A 15,727-nucleotide genomic window follows, 5' to 3' on the forward strand; every position below is an offset into this window, starting at 1 on the left:
GCTGGGCTTGACGCACATGCATGGGGACACACATCACTCCGCCGCAGGGCTTTTCATTCGAAGCGGGGGTCGGATGCACTGTCGGACGCGCGTGTCCGGGCGCACTCATTTCGCGCGCACCACGCCCCGGCGGTCGACGCCTGCCATATACCCGTCGCGTCATTCCGCCTCCACTCCATCGATACCGGCGTGCATCACGCCTCCAATCCGGCGATATCGGCATCGCTCATTCCGAGCAGTTCCGACAGCACCTCTCGCGTGTGCTCACCCAGGTCCGGCCCGATATTGCGGATCGGCAGGGACTTTTCGCCGATCACCGGCACGATGCCGGAAAAGCCGACCGTCTTCGGTTGCGGCGCACCGACATCCACCGGAAATCGCTGAATCATATTGCGCGCCTTGTACTGCTCGTCGACGACGATATCGGCGGCGGTGTAGATGGGACCGCACGGAATGGCGGCCGCCTCCAATAGCTTCAGCGCCTCGTCGCGGGTGTGCCGAACGGTCCATTCGGCAATGGACGCATCGAGCCGTTCACGATTGCGCCAGCGTCCGGCATTGTCCTGCAGCTCAGGATCAGCGGCCAGATCGGGACGGCCGATCACCTCCATATAGCGCTGGAAGATGGCATCACCGTTGCCGCCGATAATGATGCTCGTACCGTCGCTGGTCGGGTAGGCATTACTCGGCGCGATGCCCTCCATCCGCCCGCCGACCCGCTCGCGGTTGATGCCGTAGGCAAGATAATCGGGCACAAGCGATTCCATCACCGACAAAATCGCCTCATTCAACGCCACATCGATGACACGTTCCCCCAGCGGAATCGAGGCGTCGGTGCGTTCCCGCTGGAACAACGCCATCACCGTGCCGAATGCGGCATAGATCCCCGCGATCGAATCACCGATGGACACACCGACCCGGACCGGCGGCCGATCCGGATCCCCGACGAGTTCGCGCAGCCCGCCGACCGCCTCGGCGACCGCCGCGAATCCGGGCCGCGCGGCCATCGGCCCGGTCTGTCCGTAAGCGTAGATCCGGGTGATCACCAGATCCGGATTGACTTCGTTCAGCACCTCCGGACCGAGGCCCCACTTCTCCAGCATTCCCGGCCGAAAATTCTCCAACAGCACATCGCAGTGCCGCAGCAGTTCCAGGACGACGCCCCGGCCCGCGTCGGTGCGTAGATCCAGCGTGATCGACTTCTTGTTCCGGTTGATGGTGCGATACAGCATCGAGGTATCGCCGCCGTAGAGCCGCCAGTTGCGTAGCTCGTCCCCGGCCTTCGGCCGCTCCACTTTGATCACCTCGGCGCCGAAATCGCCGAGGATGCGCCCAGCGGTCGGCGCGGCGATGTAATTGCCGAGTTCCAGGACGCGAACCCCGTCCAGCGGGCTGATACTCATGGGCATCAGTCTGTACCATCGCGCCGCCCGGCAACGGCCCGACCTACTACCTCGGCGAATGCTGGTCAAGCAACCGCACGGCCCCTCAACTGCCGCAGCACAATAGGCGATACTGCGGCAGCCGTGCGATTGCCGTCACACTTCGAGCGGAGAAACCTCCTCGATGATCGAGTAGTGCTCGGCATTGCCGTGGTGCGAGGTGCTCTTGACGCCGTCGACACCGACCGGGACATCCCCCGCCAGGGTGATACGGGTCAGCTTGCGCGGCTGGTCGTCGTAGTCGTCGACGGCGTAGTGCTGGGTGGCGCGGTTATCCCAAATGGCGACGTCACCGGGCTGCCAGTTCCAGCGGGTGGTGTTCTCCAGCCGGGTCACCCGGTCCTGGAACAGGCGGAACAGGGCCTGGGATTCACTGGTGGAGACGCCGACGAAACGCTTGACGAAGTGCCCGACCAGCAGGGCGCGCTCACCGGTCTCCGGATGCACCCGCACCACCGGATGCTCGGTCTCGTAATAGTCGGACTGGAACTCGGCGCGGTAGGCGTCGGTATTCGGGTTGCTCCGGTCGATGTCGGTGGCCGCGTAGTCGTAGAGATTGGTGTGCACCGCCCGCAGGCTCTCGGCCAGGCGCTTGAGGGGCTCCGGCAGCGAATCGTAGGCGGCGACGGTGGAGGCCCAAGTGGTCGAGCCGCCGTAGGTCGGCAGGGTAACCGCGCGCAGGATGGAAGCCTTCGGGATCCGGTCGACGAAGGTGACGTCGGTATGCCAGCTATTGGCGCGGCCGTACTCCGAGTCGATGGCCAGGCTCTTGACACCGTGCGAGGTGACCGTCGGATGTGGGGTGGTCGGGGTGCCGAGCAGCTGTGCGAACTCGTACTGCCCGTCTTCGGTCAAGTGGTCCTGACCGCGGAAGAAGATGACCTTGTGCTCGAGCAGCGCGCGCCGGATCACCGCGACGGTTGCCGCGTCCACATCGCCGCCGAGCCGGACGTTGTCGACTTGGGCGCCGATGCGTGCGCCGATTTTGGTCACGGTGGCGGTTGTCTGGGCGTAGTCGACCGTCATGAGATCACCTTCGCTGCGTTGAATCGGTTGATGCGCCCCCGAGCACACCACCGAAACAACCACTCCAACCAGGGTTTTCGTCGCCGTGATCCCAACGCACCACCCGCCGAGCGGAGTCATATGGCGGCTCGGCACATGTCGCGGAGCCGCCATATGACTGCCCTCGATGGGAGGGCTGGCCGTTGCGTGGTTCGCGTTGCATTGCTGGGCGCGTCGTGTGCCGCACCTGGCTTATCTCCCGCAGTCAGCTGGGCGGGCCCACAGCCTCCGTCTCGCCCCACTGGTTGTGGTTGCGTTATCGAGCGTTTGTCGAGGGGAGTCGAATGGTCGCTCACGGCCTCGGCTATCCGACTACCCTCAGCCAGCTGTTCGGTTCGATCTGCTCTCGGCCCATGCCTCGGAGGAAGGCGGGGCGATCAGCTGACGTGCTCGCGCAGATACGCCAGATCTTCGGCGACGCCCTCGGCGGGAGTCTCGAGGACCACCGGAGCATCCGCGGTTCGGCACACCTCGGCGAGCAATTGCGGATCGATCGTTCCGTCCGCGAAATTGGCATGCCGGTCCGCGCCCGAATTGAATTCGTCGCGTGAGGAGTTCAGGTGTACCAGGTCGATGCGGCCGGTGATGGCTTTGATCCGCTCGACGACGCCGACCAGATCCTCACCGCCCGCCCAGGCGTGGCAGGTGTCCAGGCAGAAACCCGCGCCGAAATCGCCGACCGCGTCCCAGAGCCGGGCGATCGAATCGAAATGTCGGGCCATGGCGTGGTTACCGCCGGCGGTGTTCTCGATCAGGATCGGCACCGCGAAGCCGCCCTTGTCCTGCTGACGTTCGAACAGCTTGCGCCAGTTATCGATTCCGGTTTCCAGTTCGCCATCGGAGCGCACATGTCCACCGTGCACCACCAGACCGAACGCGCCGATATCGGCGGCGGCCTTCGCTTGCTGGGCGACCGCATTGCGTGATGGCATGCGCAGGCGGTTGTTCAGGCTGGCCACATTGATCTGATAGGACGAGTGCACCACCACATCGATTGGACTAGCGAGGATCTCCTCGGTCCGCGGATGCGGGGTCGGTTTGTCCCAACTCTGCGGGTCGACGACGAACAGCTGGATAACATCGGCGCCGAGTTTTTCACCGAAGCCGATCGGATCGCTGTCGAGCCGGACGTGTGCTCCAATGCGCATGGGGCCGAGCCTAACGACTGCCACCGACAACGTCTTCGCCCACCGCAACGAAGGTGTTGCGTCCGGGCCGTGCGGACAGATACATCGGTAGGATCCAGGTGCTCGACCCGATACGGGGGGTGAATCCACTGTGCTGCGAACTGGCGATGTTTTCGCTGGATACACGATCAAACGCGTGCTCGGCCAAGGCGGTATGGGCACCGTATACCTGGCCCAGCATCCGCGTCTGCCGCGCCTGACCGCGCTGAAATTACTGAGGCGCGAACTGTATACCGATGCCGAGATCCGGCGCCGCTTCGAGCGGGAGGCCGATCTGGTCGCCCAGCTCGACCATCCGAATATCGTCACGGTCTACGACCGCGGCGCCGAGGAGCAACAGCTGTGGATCTCGATGCAATTCGTGCCAGGCGCGGATGCGTCCTGCGCGGATGTCAATGTGCTCGCGCCGGGCCGCGCAGTGCAGATCATCGTCGATACCGCTGCCGCACTGGATTTCGCACACGGCAACGGCGTACTGCACCGTGACGTGAAACCGGCGAATATCCTGCTGGCCAAGGCCCCGATCGGACAGCCGGAACGGGTGCTGCTCACCGACTTCGGTATCGCGGGCATGCGCGATGGCGAGTCAACGCTGAGTTCGGCAGGAACCATTACCGCCACGCTGGCCTACGCCGCGCCGGAACAACTGACCGGGACGCCGGACTACCTGGCCGACCAGTATTCACTGGCCTGCTCGCTGTTCTGGATGCTGACCGGTGCCGCGCCGTTCCAAGGCGCGAATCCGATGGCCGTCATCAACGGGCATCTGTATGGGGCGATACCGTCGCTGCGCCGGTATCGCCCCGACGTGCCGCACGCGCTGGACGCGGTGCTGGCGCGGGCCATGGCCAAACGGCCCGCGGACCGTTTCGTCAGCTGCACCGAATTCGCGCAGGCCGCCCGTCGGGCGCTGCTGTCGGCGGTGCCGTACCCGCATCAAGGGAACGGGCATTACGGTCCAGCGATGGGCAGGGGGCCAGGCACGGAGCATTCTGGTGATGTCGGTCCGGCCCGGAACCCGGTGCCGTCTGGAAACACGGTGCCCCCCAATGCTTCCGAACGAGTCGGCAGCAGAACCGCCCGGCCGATCGAGCCGAGCAGCCACTCCGCCTCCGAGCCACCGAGAACGTCTCGGCCACGTCTGCCGCTGCCCCCGCGCCGCGCACCGCGGCCCGGCACCATCGCCCTGCCCGATATCCCACGTCGCCCCGGCAGAACCCCGCCCGGACCCGCGCCGCGCCCGCCGCCATAGCCGGATATCGCAGGCGATGACGATAAGTCGACGATAACCAGGGCTTAAGCGAATCCTGCTAAGGTTTCGATGTTTTCCGTGGTCAGGAGGTCCTGATCGCGCATTCTTATGCTGTACGCCTGTCATCGGTGGGTCCCGGTGGCGGCGGGAAGTGGAGCAGACATGCTGGCCAGCGGTGACGTATTCGCCGGTTATGTCATCGATCGACAACTGGGTCGCGGTGGCATGGGTTCGGTGTACCTGGCAAAACATCCGCGACTGCCGCGGATGACGGCGCTGAAGCTGCTGAATCGGGAGATGTTCTTCGATAAGGAGGTGCGGGCGCGGTTCGAGCGGGAGGCGGATCTGGTCGCCCAGCTCGATCACCCGAATATCGTCACCGTCTACGACCGCGGCCTCGATGACGAGCAGCTGTGGATCTCGATGCAATACATCGATGGCATCGATGCCGCATCGGTCGATCCCAAATCGCTGCCGCCGGAGCGGGCGGTCCAGATCATCAAGGAGACCGCCGACGCGCTCGACTACGCGCACGGCATGGGCGTGCTGCACCGCGACGTGAAGCCCGCGAATATCCTGCTGGCCCGCTCCGGCGGCGGCCGCGGCGAGCGGGTTTACCTGACCGACTTCGGCATCGCGCGACTGCGCGACGACACCGGCCACCTCACCCAGACCGGCACCTTCACCGCCACCCTGGCTTACGCCTCGCCCGAACAGCTCACCGGCGCATCGCTGGATCACCGATCGGATCAGTACTCGCTGGCGTGTTCGCTGTTCTGGCTGTTCACCGGGTCCGGTCCGTTCGCGGCGACGAATCCGGCGGCGGTGATCCAAGGACATCTGCAGGCCGCGCCGCCGGCGCTGAGCAGTGTGCGTCCCGGCTTGCCGTACCAGTTGGACGCGGTGATGGCCAAGGCCATGGCCAAGCGGCCCGACGATCGGTTCGCCTCGTGCTCGGAGTTCGCGCAGGCCGCCAAGCACGCACTGACCAATCCGAGCGTTCCGTCGATGCCGGTGGTCGGTGGACCGCGTCCGGGCACCGGTCCGGCGATTCCGGTGACGGGTGTGCCGCGGCCGATCACCGGGCAGCCGATTCCGGTGACGAACGGGCCCTACCCGCAGACCGCCGGACCGTACCCGCAGACCAGCGGGCCGTACCCGCAGACCAGCGCACCGCACACCGTGCAGCCGCAGCCGCCGACAACCGTCAATCCCGCCTCGCAGGGCACTCCACATCCGCAGCCGGTGCAAACCGCGCCGACCCAGCAGCAGCCGCATCCGAGCAACCCATACAACCAGCAGCCACTCAGCTTCGCGCCGCGGCCGCCGATGGGCGGACCGCACCCGCCCGCGCCGCCCCAGCGCAAATCGAATGTCGGGCTGATCGTCGCGCTGTGTGTCGGTCTGGTGATCCTGTTGGTGATCGTGGTCGCGATCATCGGCGCGCTGTCGTCGAGCAGCGGTTCGTCGAGTTCCAGCGGCAGCAGCACCACGACCTCCATTTCGTCCAATGGTGGTGGCGGCTCGGTGGATGCGACCGCGGCCGCGATCAGTAAAGAGTTCCCGCGCATGGTGCCCGCCAGCGAATCCGATTCGGTCGGCTACAACGGCGCGAAATGCAATGCCCACAAGACCGGCGATCTGACCCTGCCCACACCGGGCACGCCGGACTTCGGCGCTTGGGCCGCGCAATGGGACTGCTACGGCGGCGGTGACAACGACGATCCGTTCTACACGATCTACGTCTACAAGAACACCTCCGATGTGCAGAAGGTGCTGAGCAACCTGCCCTCGGACGCCACCAAGTCGACCGACACCAACGGCGGCAAGACCTACACCAACTACAAGTTCGTCAACGACGGGCCCAAGATCGTCACCGCCTTCACCGGCGACAGCAAGCGTGCCCAATTCCTCATGTACGCCGACGGTTTGGCGGGTGCTCAGGACAAGGTCCTGCGCTGGTGGCGTTCGGCTCCGCTGAACTGATAGCCGAACAAGTTCGGCTGTCTCGATGGCCTTCGCGCTGGACGAATGAACACGGGATATAGAGAGGAAGGCGACGTGGTCAGCGATCGGCGCCAACGCGCGCAGCGGTTCGTGGAGTTGCATCGGGAAGGTTGCTTTCTGCTTCCGAATGCGTGGGATGCGGGTAGTGCCCGGATTCTGGAAGCGGCTGGATTCCCCGCCGTCGCCACCACCAGCGCTGGTATCGCATTCTCCCTCGGGCGTCCGGATCACGACTTCTTCGCTGAGCACGAAGAGGGCCGGGTCGATCGCGAGACCATGCTGGGGCGGATTCGCGAGATCGTCGATGCGGTAGGGGTGCCGGTCAGCGCCGACCTCGAGGAGGGATTCGGCGAGAAGCCCGAGACGGTGGCGACCACGATCTCGTTGGCGCTCGACGCCGGTGCGGCGGGCGGCAATATCGAGGACTTCACCGGCGACAGCACCCGCCCGCTCTACGACGAGGCGTTGTGCGCGGACCGCATCAGCGCGGCCCGCGCCGCTATCGATGCCAGCGGCGAGCCATTCGTTCTGGTCGGGCGCACCGACGGACTGCTGGTCGATAGCTCTCTGGATGAATGCGTCCGCCGGGCCAACGCCTACCTGGCAGCGGGTGCGGACTGTGCATTTGTTCCAGGTGCCAGCGACGCAACCACCATCGGCACCCTGGTGCGCGAACTCGACGGTCCACTCAACGTGGTCGTGGGTTTGACCGGCAACGCACTGTCACTCGACGACCTGCGCGAGCTCGGCGTTCGGCGAGTTACGGTCGGCGGCAGCATCTTCCGCGCCATGTATCGCCAATTGCTCGATACCGCACATGAATTGGCCGACCGAGGTACTTTCACCTATGCCGCCGAGCAACTCACTCAGAGCGACCTCAACAACCTCTTTCGCCGCTGATCCGGGCTAGCGGCTCTAGGCAAGCGCTTCGCCCGGCAATCGGCCTGGACGGTCATCGAATTGTTCAGGCATCCGGCGCAATTGCGCCGGGTGGTCCATGAACTCGACGAGCTCTACGCCGACGGTTCCGCGTGCGCTGGAACGTTCTGTGCCCCATAAGCTCGGCGAATTCGCTTGTAATGTGAAGGCATGATCACGCTCAAAAAGGAAGATGGTGCCGCTGATCTCAACGGCATCACCAAGCTGACGGTCGGGGTGAGCTGGGACCCGTCGGGGGGCACCAGCGGCGGCGCGCTCGGAATGCTGCGCCGCAAGCGCGGTGTGGATCTCGATCTGATCGCCATCCTCATGCAAGGCGCCGAGCCGGTGCGTTTCGCCGGTCTCGACTCGCTCGACCCGCTGGGCAATGGTTCGGTCCAGCACACCGGCGACGAACAGACCGGCGCCGCCACCGGTGACGACGAATCGGTGCACGTCACGTTCGCGAATGTGCCCGAGGCCATCGACGCGATCATTTTCGTGGCCGCGGCATTCAAGAAGGGCTCCTCTTTCGAGAAGGCCAACAACATCAGTTTCAAGATCTACGACGCCTCCGGCGGCAGTACCCAGCAGGTGGCCGATATCTGGCCGTCGCTGCTCGGCACGGATAACGCCAATGCGGTGGCCAAGGCATTCCGCAACGGTGGTAGCTGGCAGCTCGAGGTGCTCAACCGCAAGGGCAAGATCAAGCAGGGCGATAAGCAGGCCCTACTGCATTTCGCCATGGCATGAGCAGGCCGGCCGGAGCTCGGGCGAGGAGCTCCGGCCGCTATTGCTACAGAACGGCTTCGACGGCCGAAACGACGGTGGCGTCGTCGGGTGTGGTGCGCGGGCGGAAGCGGCCGACCACCGCACCTTCGCGATCGATCAGGAACTTCTCGAAGTTCCACTGGATATCACCGGCAGCGCCCTCGGCATCCGCGGTCTCGATCAGTGCCTGGTAGAGCGGATGCCGGTCCGCACCGTTGACATCGGTCTTCTCCAGCAGCGGAAAGTCGACGCCATAGGTGGTCGAGCAGAATTCCGCGATTTCCTCGGCGGTACCCGGCTCCTGGCCCATGAACTGGTTACACGGCACCCCGACGACGCTGAAACCACGCTCGCCATAAGTTTTCTGAAGTTCGACGAGCCCGGTGTACTGCGGTGTCAGCCCACACTTGGAGGCCACATTGACCAGCAGTACCGCTTTATCTCCGACTAATTCGCCCAGTGTTGCCGGGTCGCCGGAGAGGGTACGTAGGGGAATGTTGCGGATATTCATTCGTATCGCACCTGCCAGTTCTTGATTCCGTTGATCCACCCCGATCGCAACCGTACCGGATCAGCGACCTGGCTGATCTTGGGCATCACATCGGCGATCGCATTGAACATCAGGTCGATCTCCAGTCGCGCCAGATTCGCTCCGACGCAATAATGCGCACCGGTGCCGCCGAATCCAACGTGCGGATTCGGATCGCGCAATACGTCGAAGGTGAACGGATTTTCGAAGGCGTCCTCGTCGAAGTTGGCCGAACTGTAGAAGATTCCCAGCCGTTGCCCCTGCTCGATCCGCTGTCCACCGAGTTCGGTGTCCTCGGCGGCGGTGCGCTGGAAGGCATTCACCGGGGTCGCCCAGCGCACGATCTCATCGGGTGCGGTGCGCGGTCGCTGGTCCCGGTACAACTCCCACTGTTCCGGATGGTCCACGAAGGCCTTCATGCCGTGGGTTATGGCATTGCGGGTGGTCTCATTGCCCGCGATGGCGAGCAGGATGACGAAAAAGCCGAATTCGTCGGAACCGAGTGCTTCGCCGTCGACATCGGCATGCACTAATTGGCTGACGATGTCGTCGACCGGACAGGCGCGCCGCTTTTCGGCCATATTCCAGGCATAACCGAGGATTTCGGTGAAGGCGGTGGTGGCGTCGCCGTACTCCGGATCGTCGTAGTTCAGCGTCTGGTTGGACCATTCGAACAGCTTGTGCCGGTCGTCGTTCGGCACGCCGAGCAGTTCCGCGATGGCCTGCAGCGGCAGTTCGCAGGCTACCTGCTGGACGAAATCGCCGCCGCCGGTTCGCTTGGCCTCGTGCACGATGCGCGCCGCACGTTCGGTGAGCGCCGCGCGTAGGCCCTCGACCGCGCGCGGGGTGAAGCCCTTGGAGACGATCCGGCGGATCTTGGCATGCTTGGGCGCATCCATATTGACCAGCAGTGCACCGGTGAGTTCGATCTGCTCCGGCGTGACATCGTCGGGCAGCCGGATGATCGCGCCCTTCTGTGCGGAGGAATAGATTTCCGGGCTGCGCGAAATCTCCTTCACATCTTCGTGTTTGCTGACCACCCAGTACCCGCCGTCGCGGAAGCCGCCGGAGGTCGCATCCGGCTGCGCGCACCACCACACCGGTGCTGTGCGGCGCAGAGTCGCGAATTCCTCGACCGGCATGCGGTTTTCCCACAGTCCTGGATCGGTGAAATCGAAGCCTGCCGGGAACGCGGGCGCTGCCATAGCTACCTCCTGGGGTGAAATGCGTTTCAGCGCAGCCTGAGTCGGCGCATGAGTCGTAGGGTTGTCAGCGTCGTCTTCAGCTGCTTCTCGTAGGGCAAGCCCGCACGGGCGGCCATTACCTGACGCTTCTGCACGCCGATATTCACCGTGTCGGTGTATTTGAGCAGGCCCTGATCGCCGTGCCTGGTGCCGACGCCGGATTGTTTGACGCCACCGGACGGGGTGCCCTTGGCGGCATAGGTGGTGACGAAGCCATCGTTGATATTGATATTCCCGGCCTCGAGTTGCGCGCCGATTCGGTTGGCACGGACCAGATCCCGGCTCCAGACGCTGGCATTCAGACCGTAGGTGGTGTCGTTGGCGAGCCGGATGGCCTCCTGCTCGTCGGTGAACCGGTAGACACTCACCACCGGGCCGAAGGTTTCCGCGGTCGCGTGCGTCATCTCAGGGGTGACATCGGTCAGCACGGTGGGTTCATAGAATGCCGGGCCGATATCCGGTCGCGCCTTGCCGCCGGTCAGCACCGTCGCGCCCTTCGCGCGCGCGTCCTCGACATGCGCCGCGACCCGCTCCATATGCTGCACCGAGACCAGCGAGCCGAATTCCGGCGTGAAGTCGTAGGCCGCGCCGATCTCGGCGTTCAATTCCTCTGCCGCCGTGACCAATCGGCGCACGAATTCGTCATACAACCTGTCCTGCACATAGATCCGTTCGATGTGCATATATGCCTGGCCCGAATTCGCGAAGACCGCGAATGACGCACCGGGAATCACCTCGTCGAGATTCGCGTCGTCCAGCACGATCATCGGGTTCTTACCGCCGAGTTCGAGGCTGCAGCCGATCAGATTGCGGCCAGCGCCTTCGCCGACCACCCGTCCGGTCGCGGTCGAGCCGGTGAACATGACGAAGTCGGCGTTGTCGATCAAGGCCGGGCCCACATCGGGACCCTCGCCGCAGACGACTTGGAACAGCCCCTTCGGCAGACCCGCCCGATATAGCAGTTCGACACCGAATAGCGCACAGAGCGCCGTCTTGTTATCGGGCTTGAGCACGACGCCATTGCCCGCCATCAGCGCGGGCATCGAATCCGACAGCGCGATGGCGAAGGGGAAATTCCACGGCGCGATAACCGCGACGACCCCCTTGGGTCGGTGCTCTTCGGTCGAAGTAGTGATCAGCGGAACCGGCCCGCCGCGCCGCTTGGACTTCAGCACGCGGCGTGCGGTCTTCAGGTAATGGCTGATAACCATCGGGACATCGCAGGACTCCTCGAAGGCCATGCGGCGGGTCTTCCCACAGCCGATCTGGATCAGGTCGGCAATGGTTTCGTATTCGGCGAGAATCAGGTCATGTGCGCGTTGGAAGACCTCGAGGCGGCGCTGCAGCGGCCAGGCGGCCCACTCCTTCTGGGCCGCGCGAGCGCTCGCGTAGGCGGCGGCGACATCCTCGGGAGTCGATTGGGGTAGCTCGCCGACCACGGCGCCGGTGTAGACCTCGATCATCGAATACGCAGCGGCGGTGCCGGAGGCCGCGACCATGTCGGTCAGCCTGCCGATCAACGCTTCGGTGATCCGGGCGGGCAGCGCCGGTGCGGAATCCTTCTTGGCTTCGGTTGTATTCATCAGACCTTCTCCGTGCTGACGGTAGATGCCCCCGAATTAGAACACGTTCTCATCGTGGCTGTCAGGGCCTTGGGTGGGATGACCTGGTCGAATGCATATTCAATCCGCCTGATGATCCGGTGCTCGGCTCGCCGCGAATTCCCGCGCCCAGCGGTAGTCGGGCTTACCGCTCGGGGCGCGCGTGACGACGTCGGCGAGCCAGATCTGCCTCGGCACCTTGTATCCCGCCAGATGCTTGCGCACATGATGCTCCAGTGCGGCGAAGTCCATCTCGGCACCCGCCACGGATACGACCGCCGCCACCTGCTGGCCCCAGCGCTCGTGCGGTACCCCGATCACCACCGCGTCATACACGGCCTCGTGCGCCTTGACCACGCTCTCGACTTCTTCGACGAAGACCTTCTCGCCGCCGGTATTGACGACCATATTGCCGCGCCCGATCAGGGTCACCGAGCCGTCTGGCTCCACCCTGGCGCGATCGTCGGTCACCACGATCCGGGCGCCGTCGACCGTCTTGAACAGTCGCTCGGTCTTCTCCGGATCCTTGTAATAGCCGATCGGCACCGCACCGGTCTTGGCGAGCCACCCCTCGGCACCGGATTCGACCGGCCGTCCCGCATCATCGACCACGACCGCACCGCGCCCGCTCTGTACGCGCGTCCCGCGGCCGGGATTGTCGTCCTTCTGTGCGAAACCGATACCGCCGAAGCCGGTTTCGGAGGAGCCGATGGAGTCGGAGACGACCGTCGACGGAAAAAGTTCCAGCAGTGCGTTTTTCACCGGTTGCGACAGCAGCGCGGCACCGGAGCCGATAGCGACGAGCGAGGAGGCGTCGACCGGTGTGGCGCGGAAGGCATCGATCAGTGGACGTGCCATGGCATCGCCGGTGATCACCATGATCTGCGGACGGCGCTGTTCGACCACCTGCCATACCCGCCGCGCATCGAATTTGGGCTCGAAGAGCACGGCATTGCCGGACCACAGGGCGGTGAAGGACGGCATCATCGCGGCGGCGTGGATGAGCGGCGGGAGGACGAACCAGGTGCTCGGTTCGCCCTGTGCGCCGATACGGGACTGCTGATATTCGTCGGAAACCGGTTCGTTGGTGTAGAAGTCGATACCACCGCCGAGGACCCGCCACATATCCTCTTGCCGCCACATGACGCCCTTGGGGCGGCCGGTGGTGCCGCCGGTGTACATCATGAACAGGTCGTCGGGGCTGCGGTCGATGGTGCGGCGGGTGGGGGAGCCGGATAGTAAAGCCTGCTCATACGAGGCGGACAGCTCTGCGGGGGCGATGGGGTCGTCGGGTTGCCGGTCGTCGACGATCAACACGCGAATCGACGGCGTGTCGGTAAGTGCCTCCAGTGCCCCGGCTGCGTATTTCGCATGGCACACGAGCACTTCGAGATCCGCATTGTCATAGAGATAGCGCAGCTCTTCGACGCCGTAGCGGTAGTTGATATTGATCGGCACGGCCCGCGCCTTGAAACAGGCAATGAGGGTTGTCATGGTCTCGATGCCGTTGTGCATCTGGAAACCCACGTGCGTACCGGGCCCGACACCGATCGAGCCGAGATGATCGGCGAGCCGATTCGCGCGGGCTTCGAGTTCGGCGTAGGTGAGTGCGAGATCGCCTTCGATCAGCGCGATGCGCCGCGGCATCGCGTCGACGGCATGTTCGAAGAGGTCGGCGAAGTTGTTGGACATGGCGATTCACTCTCAGTGAATGACGGTGAGCGGTAGCGGGATGCCGCGGTCGGTGAAGGTGAAGGCGGCGCCGGTGCTGATCCGGGTAATGGCCACCTCGGTCGCCTCCTTGAACGGCGCTGCGGCGAGGGCTATCTCAGCGATCCAGCCCTGCTCGTCGGAGGAGGTAGAGCGCACCTCGAACCGCGGATTCACGCCGCGCACCATGGCTTCCAGCGGTGCGAGATAGTCGGGATCGATCATCGATGGCCACGTGCGATCGGTGTTGGCATCGCTGTGCCACGGCACCCGCAGCCGCACCGCATCGTCGGTAGCGGATACGTCGAACCCGCTGTATGACACGGGATTCCACGCCGGATGCAGGCGAAGTACTTCGGCGAGCGCGGCCGGATCGGCACCGAGCCCGAGTGCGTTGCGAATCCGCTCGGAGGTAATTCCGGCGATGCCCGTGAATTGTTTGCGGCCGATATCGGTCGCGATGTCGGCGGCTCGCGCGCGCACGGCGGTCATGAAGCCGAGGGTGAGCAAATGGTGTTGCAGACAGACCTCGTCGGCCATGCGCACCAACGCCGATTTGGAGAAGTCCGCGAAGCGCAGATCGCTGAGCAGCGGACCCGCGTAATCGCTTCGGCCCGGATCGTCCTTATCGATCGGGGACAACTCCAGCAGCGCGGCTCGCGAATCGGCCACCACCTCGGCATTCGGCGGTGCGGGCGGTGGAATATGCGCCGGATCGATGACGACGGTCCACGCGCACACCGGCTTTCGGTCCGCTGGCCGACGTGGCGGCCGGTGGATCGGCCGGACCTGGGCATGCGGATTAGTGGCGAGGGCGGTCGCATCGAAGGTCGGATCCTCGATGTCGTGGCACATGGCCACCACGAACTCCTCGCCGAGCGGCTCCACATCCGCCAGCGCGCCGCAGTGGTCCAGCCAGAACTCGCCGTGATCGCGATCGTCGACGCGGAACCGGAAGTCCATGAACTGCGGCGGCGCACCGATATCGAGTTGCAGACCCTTGAAGATCGTCGGCACGTCATCGCCGTCGAAATCGAGCGCGCGGCGCATGCGGCGGGTATAGACCGGACTGGCCAGCTGCCACTCCTCGATGGCGACCGCCGTCATGCCCTCGCGCCCGAATGCGCCGATGGAGTGCGCCATTCCGGACCGGTCGATCAGGTGACCGCACAGCAGCAGTTCGGGCACCAGCTTCGCCAGCTCGGCCCGCGTCAACCGGTCGAAGCTCGATATCACCACAGTGGAACCGGTGCTTCGCCGATCCGATACCAGCCCGGCAGCGTCTTTCCGGAGACCGACCGCTGGATGCGTTTCTGCATACCCGCGGTCAACGCATTGTTCTGGATCATCTCCACGAACAACTGCGAGACATTGCCGAAGTCGAAAAAGTCACGCTGCCAGGACCATTGGTAGTCACCGCCGTAGCGGAACCAACTGCCGCCGATGCCCTCCGGGCTGTAGTTGCGGCCGTCGGGTCGCTTGTTATCGCTGATCTGCTTCCAGAACCCGATGACATCGCCGCTGCGCTCATCGATGACGAACTGTTGGTATGGATAGGACCAGCCCTCCAGCCCCTCCATTTCCTGACCGAGTGCGAGTTCCCGGATCTCGGCCCGTCCGACGGCCATGAATTCCTGGGTCGGGCCGTAATTCCAGCCGTAGGTCGCGTCCTCGGTATACATCTCGGCGAGTGGCTTCCAATCGCCCTTTTCCTCGCAGCGCTGGTTCTCCAGCACCCAGCGCCGAACCATCTCGTCGAGTTCGGCGCGGTCGAAGTCTGGCATTACCGTGTTCCTTTCGCGGGGTCGTCCTCCCGGATCGACAGCGCCTGGGTGGGGCAGTAGCGCACCGCGCGTTCGATATCCGCGCGGGCTTCGGAACCCGGTGTCGGGTCGAGGATTTCGACCTTGCCGCGCTTGGGCACGGTGAAGGTCGAGGGCGCTTCGTCCTGGCAGACGGCGTGCCCCTGACACAGATCCAGATCGGCGACGATCCTCACGG

General features: G+C 64.5%; 14 protein-coding genes. 4 read left to right on the plus strand and 10 right to left on the minus strand.

What is annotated here, in order from left to right:
• Window positions 1–194 precede the first annotated feature (194 nt).
• The 3 genes from ACIBG0_RS27390 to ACIBG0_RS27400 all read right to left on the minus strand — a co-directional run bounded on the left by ACIBG0_RS27390 (window position 195) and on the right by ACIBG0_RS27400 (window position 3,655).
• Entirely contained in the window at window positions 195–1,403 is a 1,209-nt protein-coding gene (locus tag ACIBG0_RS27390) for a CaiB/BaiF CoA transferase family protein (RefSeq protein ID WP_397036061.1), read from the minus strand.
• 135 nt (window positions 1,404–1,538) lie between these two features.
• Window positions 1,539–2,468, minus strand: a complete 930-nt coding sequence (locus ACIBG0_RS27395; protein WP_397036063.1) for a TauD/TfdA dioxygenase family protein — start codon at window positions 2,466–2,468, stop codon at window positions 1,539–1,541.
• Between the two features lie 416 nt (window positions 2,469–2,884).
• On the minus strand, window positions 2,885–3,655 hold the full coding sequence (locus ACIBG0_RS27400) for a deoxyribonuclease IV (protein WP_397036065.1): 771 nt from the start codon (window positions 3,653–3,655) through the stop codon (window positions 2,885–2,887).
• Window positions 3,656–3,785: 130 nt separating this feature from the next.
• Here ACIBG0_RS27400 and ACIBG0_RS27405 point away from each other — a divergent pair, with 130 nt between their 5' ends.
• The 4 genes from ACIBG0_RS27405 (at window position 3,786) to ACIBG0_RS27420 (ending at window position 8,624) form a co-directional block, all read left to right on the plus strand.
• On the plus strand, window positions 3,786–4,946 hold the full coding sequence (locus ACIBG0_RS27405; protein WP_397036067.1) for a serine/threonine-protein kinase: 1,161 nt from the start codon (window positions 3,786–3,788) through the stop codon (window positions 4,944–4,946).
• A gap of 162 nt (window positions 4,947–5,108) precedes the next feature.
• A complete protein-coding gene (locus tag ACIBG0_RS27410) occupies window positions 5,109–6,932 on the plus strand; it encodes a protein kinase (protein WP_397036068.1) in 1,824 nt (607 codons plus the stop codon).
• A 75-nt stretch (window positions 6,933–7,007) separates the two neighbouring features.
• Window positions 7,008–7,853, plus strand: a complete 846-nt coding sequence (locus ACIBG0_RS27415) for an isocitrate lyase/phosphoenolpyruvate mutase family protein (protein ID WP_397036070.1) — start codon at window positions 7,008–7,010, stop codon at window positions 7,851–7,853.
• A gap of 189 nt (window positions 7,854–8,042) precedes the next feature.
• Window positions 8,043–8,624, plus strand: coding sequence for a TerD family protein (locus tag ACIBG0_RS27420; RefSeq protein ID WP_397036072.1), 582 nt, complete (start codon window positions 8,043–8,045; stop codon window positions 8,622–8,624).
• Window positions 8,625–8,667: 43 nt separating this feature from the next.
• On the opposite strand, the gene ACIBG0_RS27425 is transcribed toward ACIBG0_RS27420, so the two are convergent.
• From ACIBG0_RS27425 to ACIBG0_RS27455, 7 genes are all read right to left on the minus strand, one after another.
• Window positions 8,668–9,153 (minus strand): glutathione peroxidase, encoded by a 486-nt coding sequence (locus tag ACIBG0_RS27425; protein ID WP_397036074.1) that lies wholly within the window; start codon window positions 9,151–9,153, stop codon window positions 8,668–8,670.
• Window positions 9,150–10,376 (minus strand): cytochrome P450, encoded by a 1,227-nt coding sequence (locus ACIBG0_RS27430; RefSeq protein WP_397036076.1) that lies wholly within the window; start codon window positions 10,374–10,376, stop codon window positions 9,150–9,152. The genes ACIBG0_RS27425 and ACIBG0_RS27430 overlap by 4 nt, the downstream gene beginning before the upstream one ends.
• Before the next feature lie 26 nt (window positions 10,377–10,402).
• Complete coding sequence (locus tag ACIBG0_RS27435) at window positions 10,403–11,998, minus strand: succinic semialdehyde dehydrogenase (RefSeq protein WP_397036078.1); 1,596 nt, start codon at window positions 11,996–11,998, stop codon at window positions 10,403–10,405.
• A 99-nt stretch (window positions 11,999–12,097) separates the two neighbouring features.
• Window positions 12,098–13,708 carry an acyl-CoA synthetase gene (locus ACIBG0_RS27440; RefSeq protein WP_397036080.1) on the minus strand — a complete coding sequence of 537 codons (1,611 nt, stop codon included), beginning with the start codon at window positions 13,706–13,708 and terminating at the stop codon, window positions 12,098–12,100.
• Window positions 13,709–13,720: 12 nt separating this feature from the next.
• On the minus strand, window positions 13,721–14,965 hold the full coding sequence (locus tag ACIBG0_RS27445; protein WP_397036082.1) for a hypothetical protein: 1,245 nt from the start codon (window positions 14,963–14,965) through the stop codon (window positions 13,721–13,723).
• Window positions 14,959–15,510 (minus strand): nuclear transport factor 2 family protein, encoded by a 552-nt coding sequence (locus tag ACIBG0_RS27450; RefSeq protein WP_397036084.1) that lies wholly within the window; start codon window positions 15,508–15,510, stop codon window positions 14,959–14,961. Before ACIBG0_RS27450 ends, ACIBG0_RS27445 begins: the two co-directional genes overlap by 7 nt.
• A complete protein-coding gene (locus tag ACIBG0_RS27455) occupies window positions 15,510–15,725 on the minus strand; it encodes a ferredoxin (protein ID WP_397036086.1) in 216 nt (71 codons plus the stop codon). Before ACIBG0_RS27455 ends, ACIBG0_RS27450 begins: the two co-directional genes overlap by 1 nt.
• Window positions 15,726–15,727: the final 2 nt, after the last annotated feature.

Origin of the sequence: Nocardia sp. NPDC050630 (assembly GCF_044457245.1) — a bacterium.
In the GTDB taxonomy this organism is placed as follows: domain Bacteria; phylum Actinomycetota; class Actinomycetes; order Mycobacteriales; family Mycobacteriaceae; genus Nocardia.

What these genes read in the sequence shown, in the direction of transcription:
- ACIBG0_RS27390 (WP_397036061.1), bottom strand. Translation starts at nt 1,403, where the DNA reads ATGAGTATCAGCCCGCTGGACGGGGTTCGCGTCCTGGAACTCGGCAAT.
- ACIBG0_RS27395 (WP_397036063.1), bottom strand. Translation starts at nt 2,468, where the DNA reads ATGACGGTCGACTACGCCCAGACAACCGCCACCGTGACCAAAATCGGC.
- ACIBG0_RS27400 (WP_397036065.1), bottom strand. Translation starts at nt 3,655, where the DNA reads ATGCGCATTGGAGCACACGTCCGGCTCGACAGCGATCCGATCGGCTTC.
- ACIBG0_RS27410 (WP_397036068.1), top strand. Translation starts at nt 5,109, where the DNA reads ATGCTGGCCAGCGGTGACGTATTCGCCGGTTATGTCATCGATCGACAA.
- ACIBG0_RS27420 (WP_397036072.1), top strand. Translation starts at nt 8,043, where the DNA reads ATGATCACGCTCAAAAAGGAAGATGGTGCCGCTGATCTCAACGGCATC.
- ACIBG0_RS27425 (WP_397036074.1), bottom strand. Translation starts at nt 9,153, where the DNA reads ATGAATATCCGCAACATTCCCCTACGTACCCTCTCCGGCGACCCGGCA.
- ACIBG0_RS27430 (WP_397036076.1), bottom strand. Translation starts at nt 10,376, where the DNA reads ATGGCAGCGCCCGCGTTCCCGGCAGGCTTCGATTTCACCGATCCAGGA.
- ACIBG0_RS27435 (WP_397036078.1), bottom strand. Translation starts at nt 11,998, where the DNA reads ATGAATACAACCGAAGCCAAGAAGGATTCCGCACCGGCGCTGCCCGCC.
- ACIBG0_RS27440 (WP_397036080.1), bottom strand. Translation starts at nt 13,708, where the DNA reads ATGTCCAACAACTTCGCCGACCTCTTCGAACATGCCGTCGACGCGATG.
- ACIBG0_RS27450 (WP_397036084.1), bottom strand. Translation starts at nt 15,510, where the DNA reads ATGCCAGACTTCGACCGCGCCGAACTCGACGAGATGGTTCGGCGCTGG.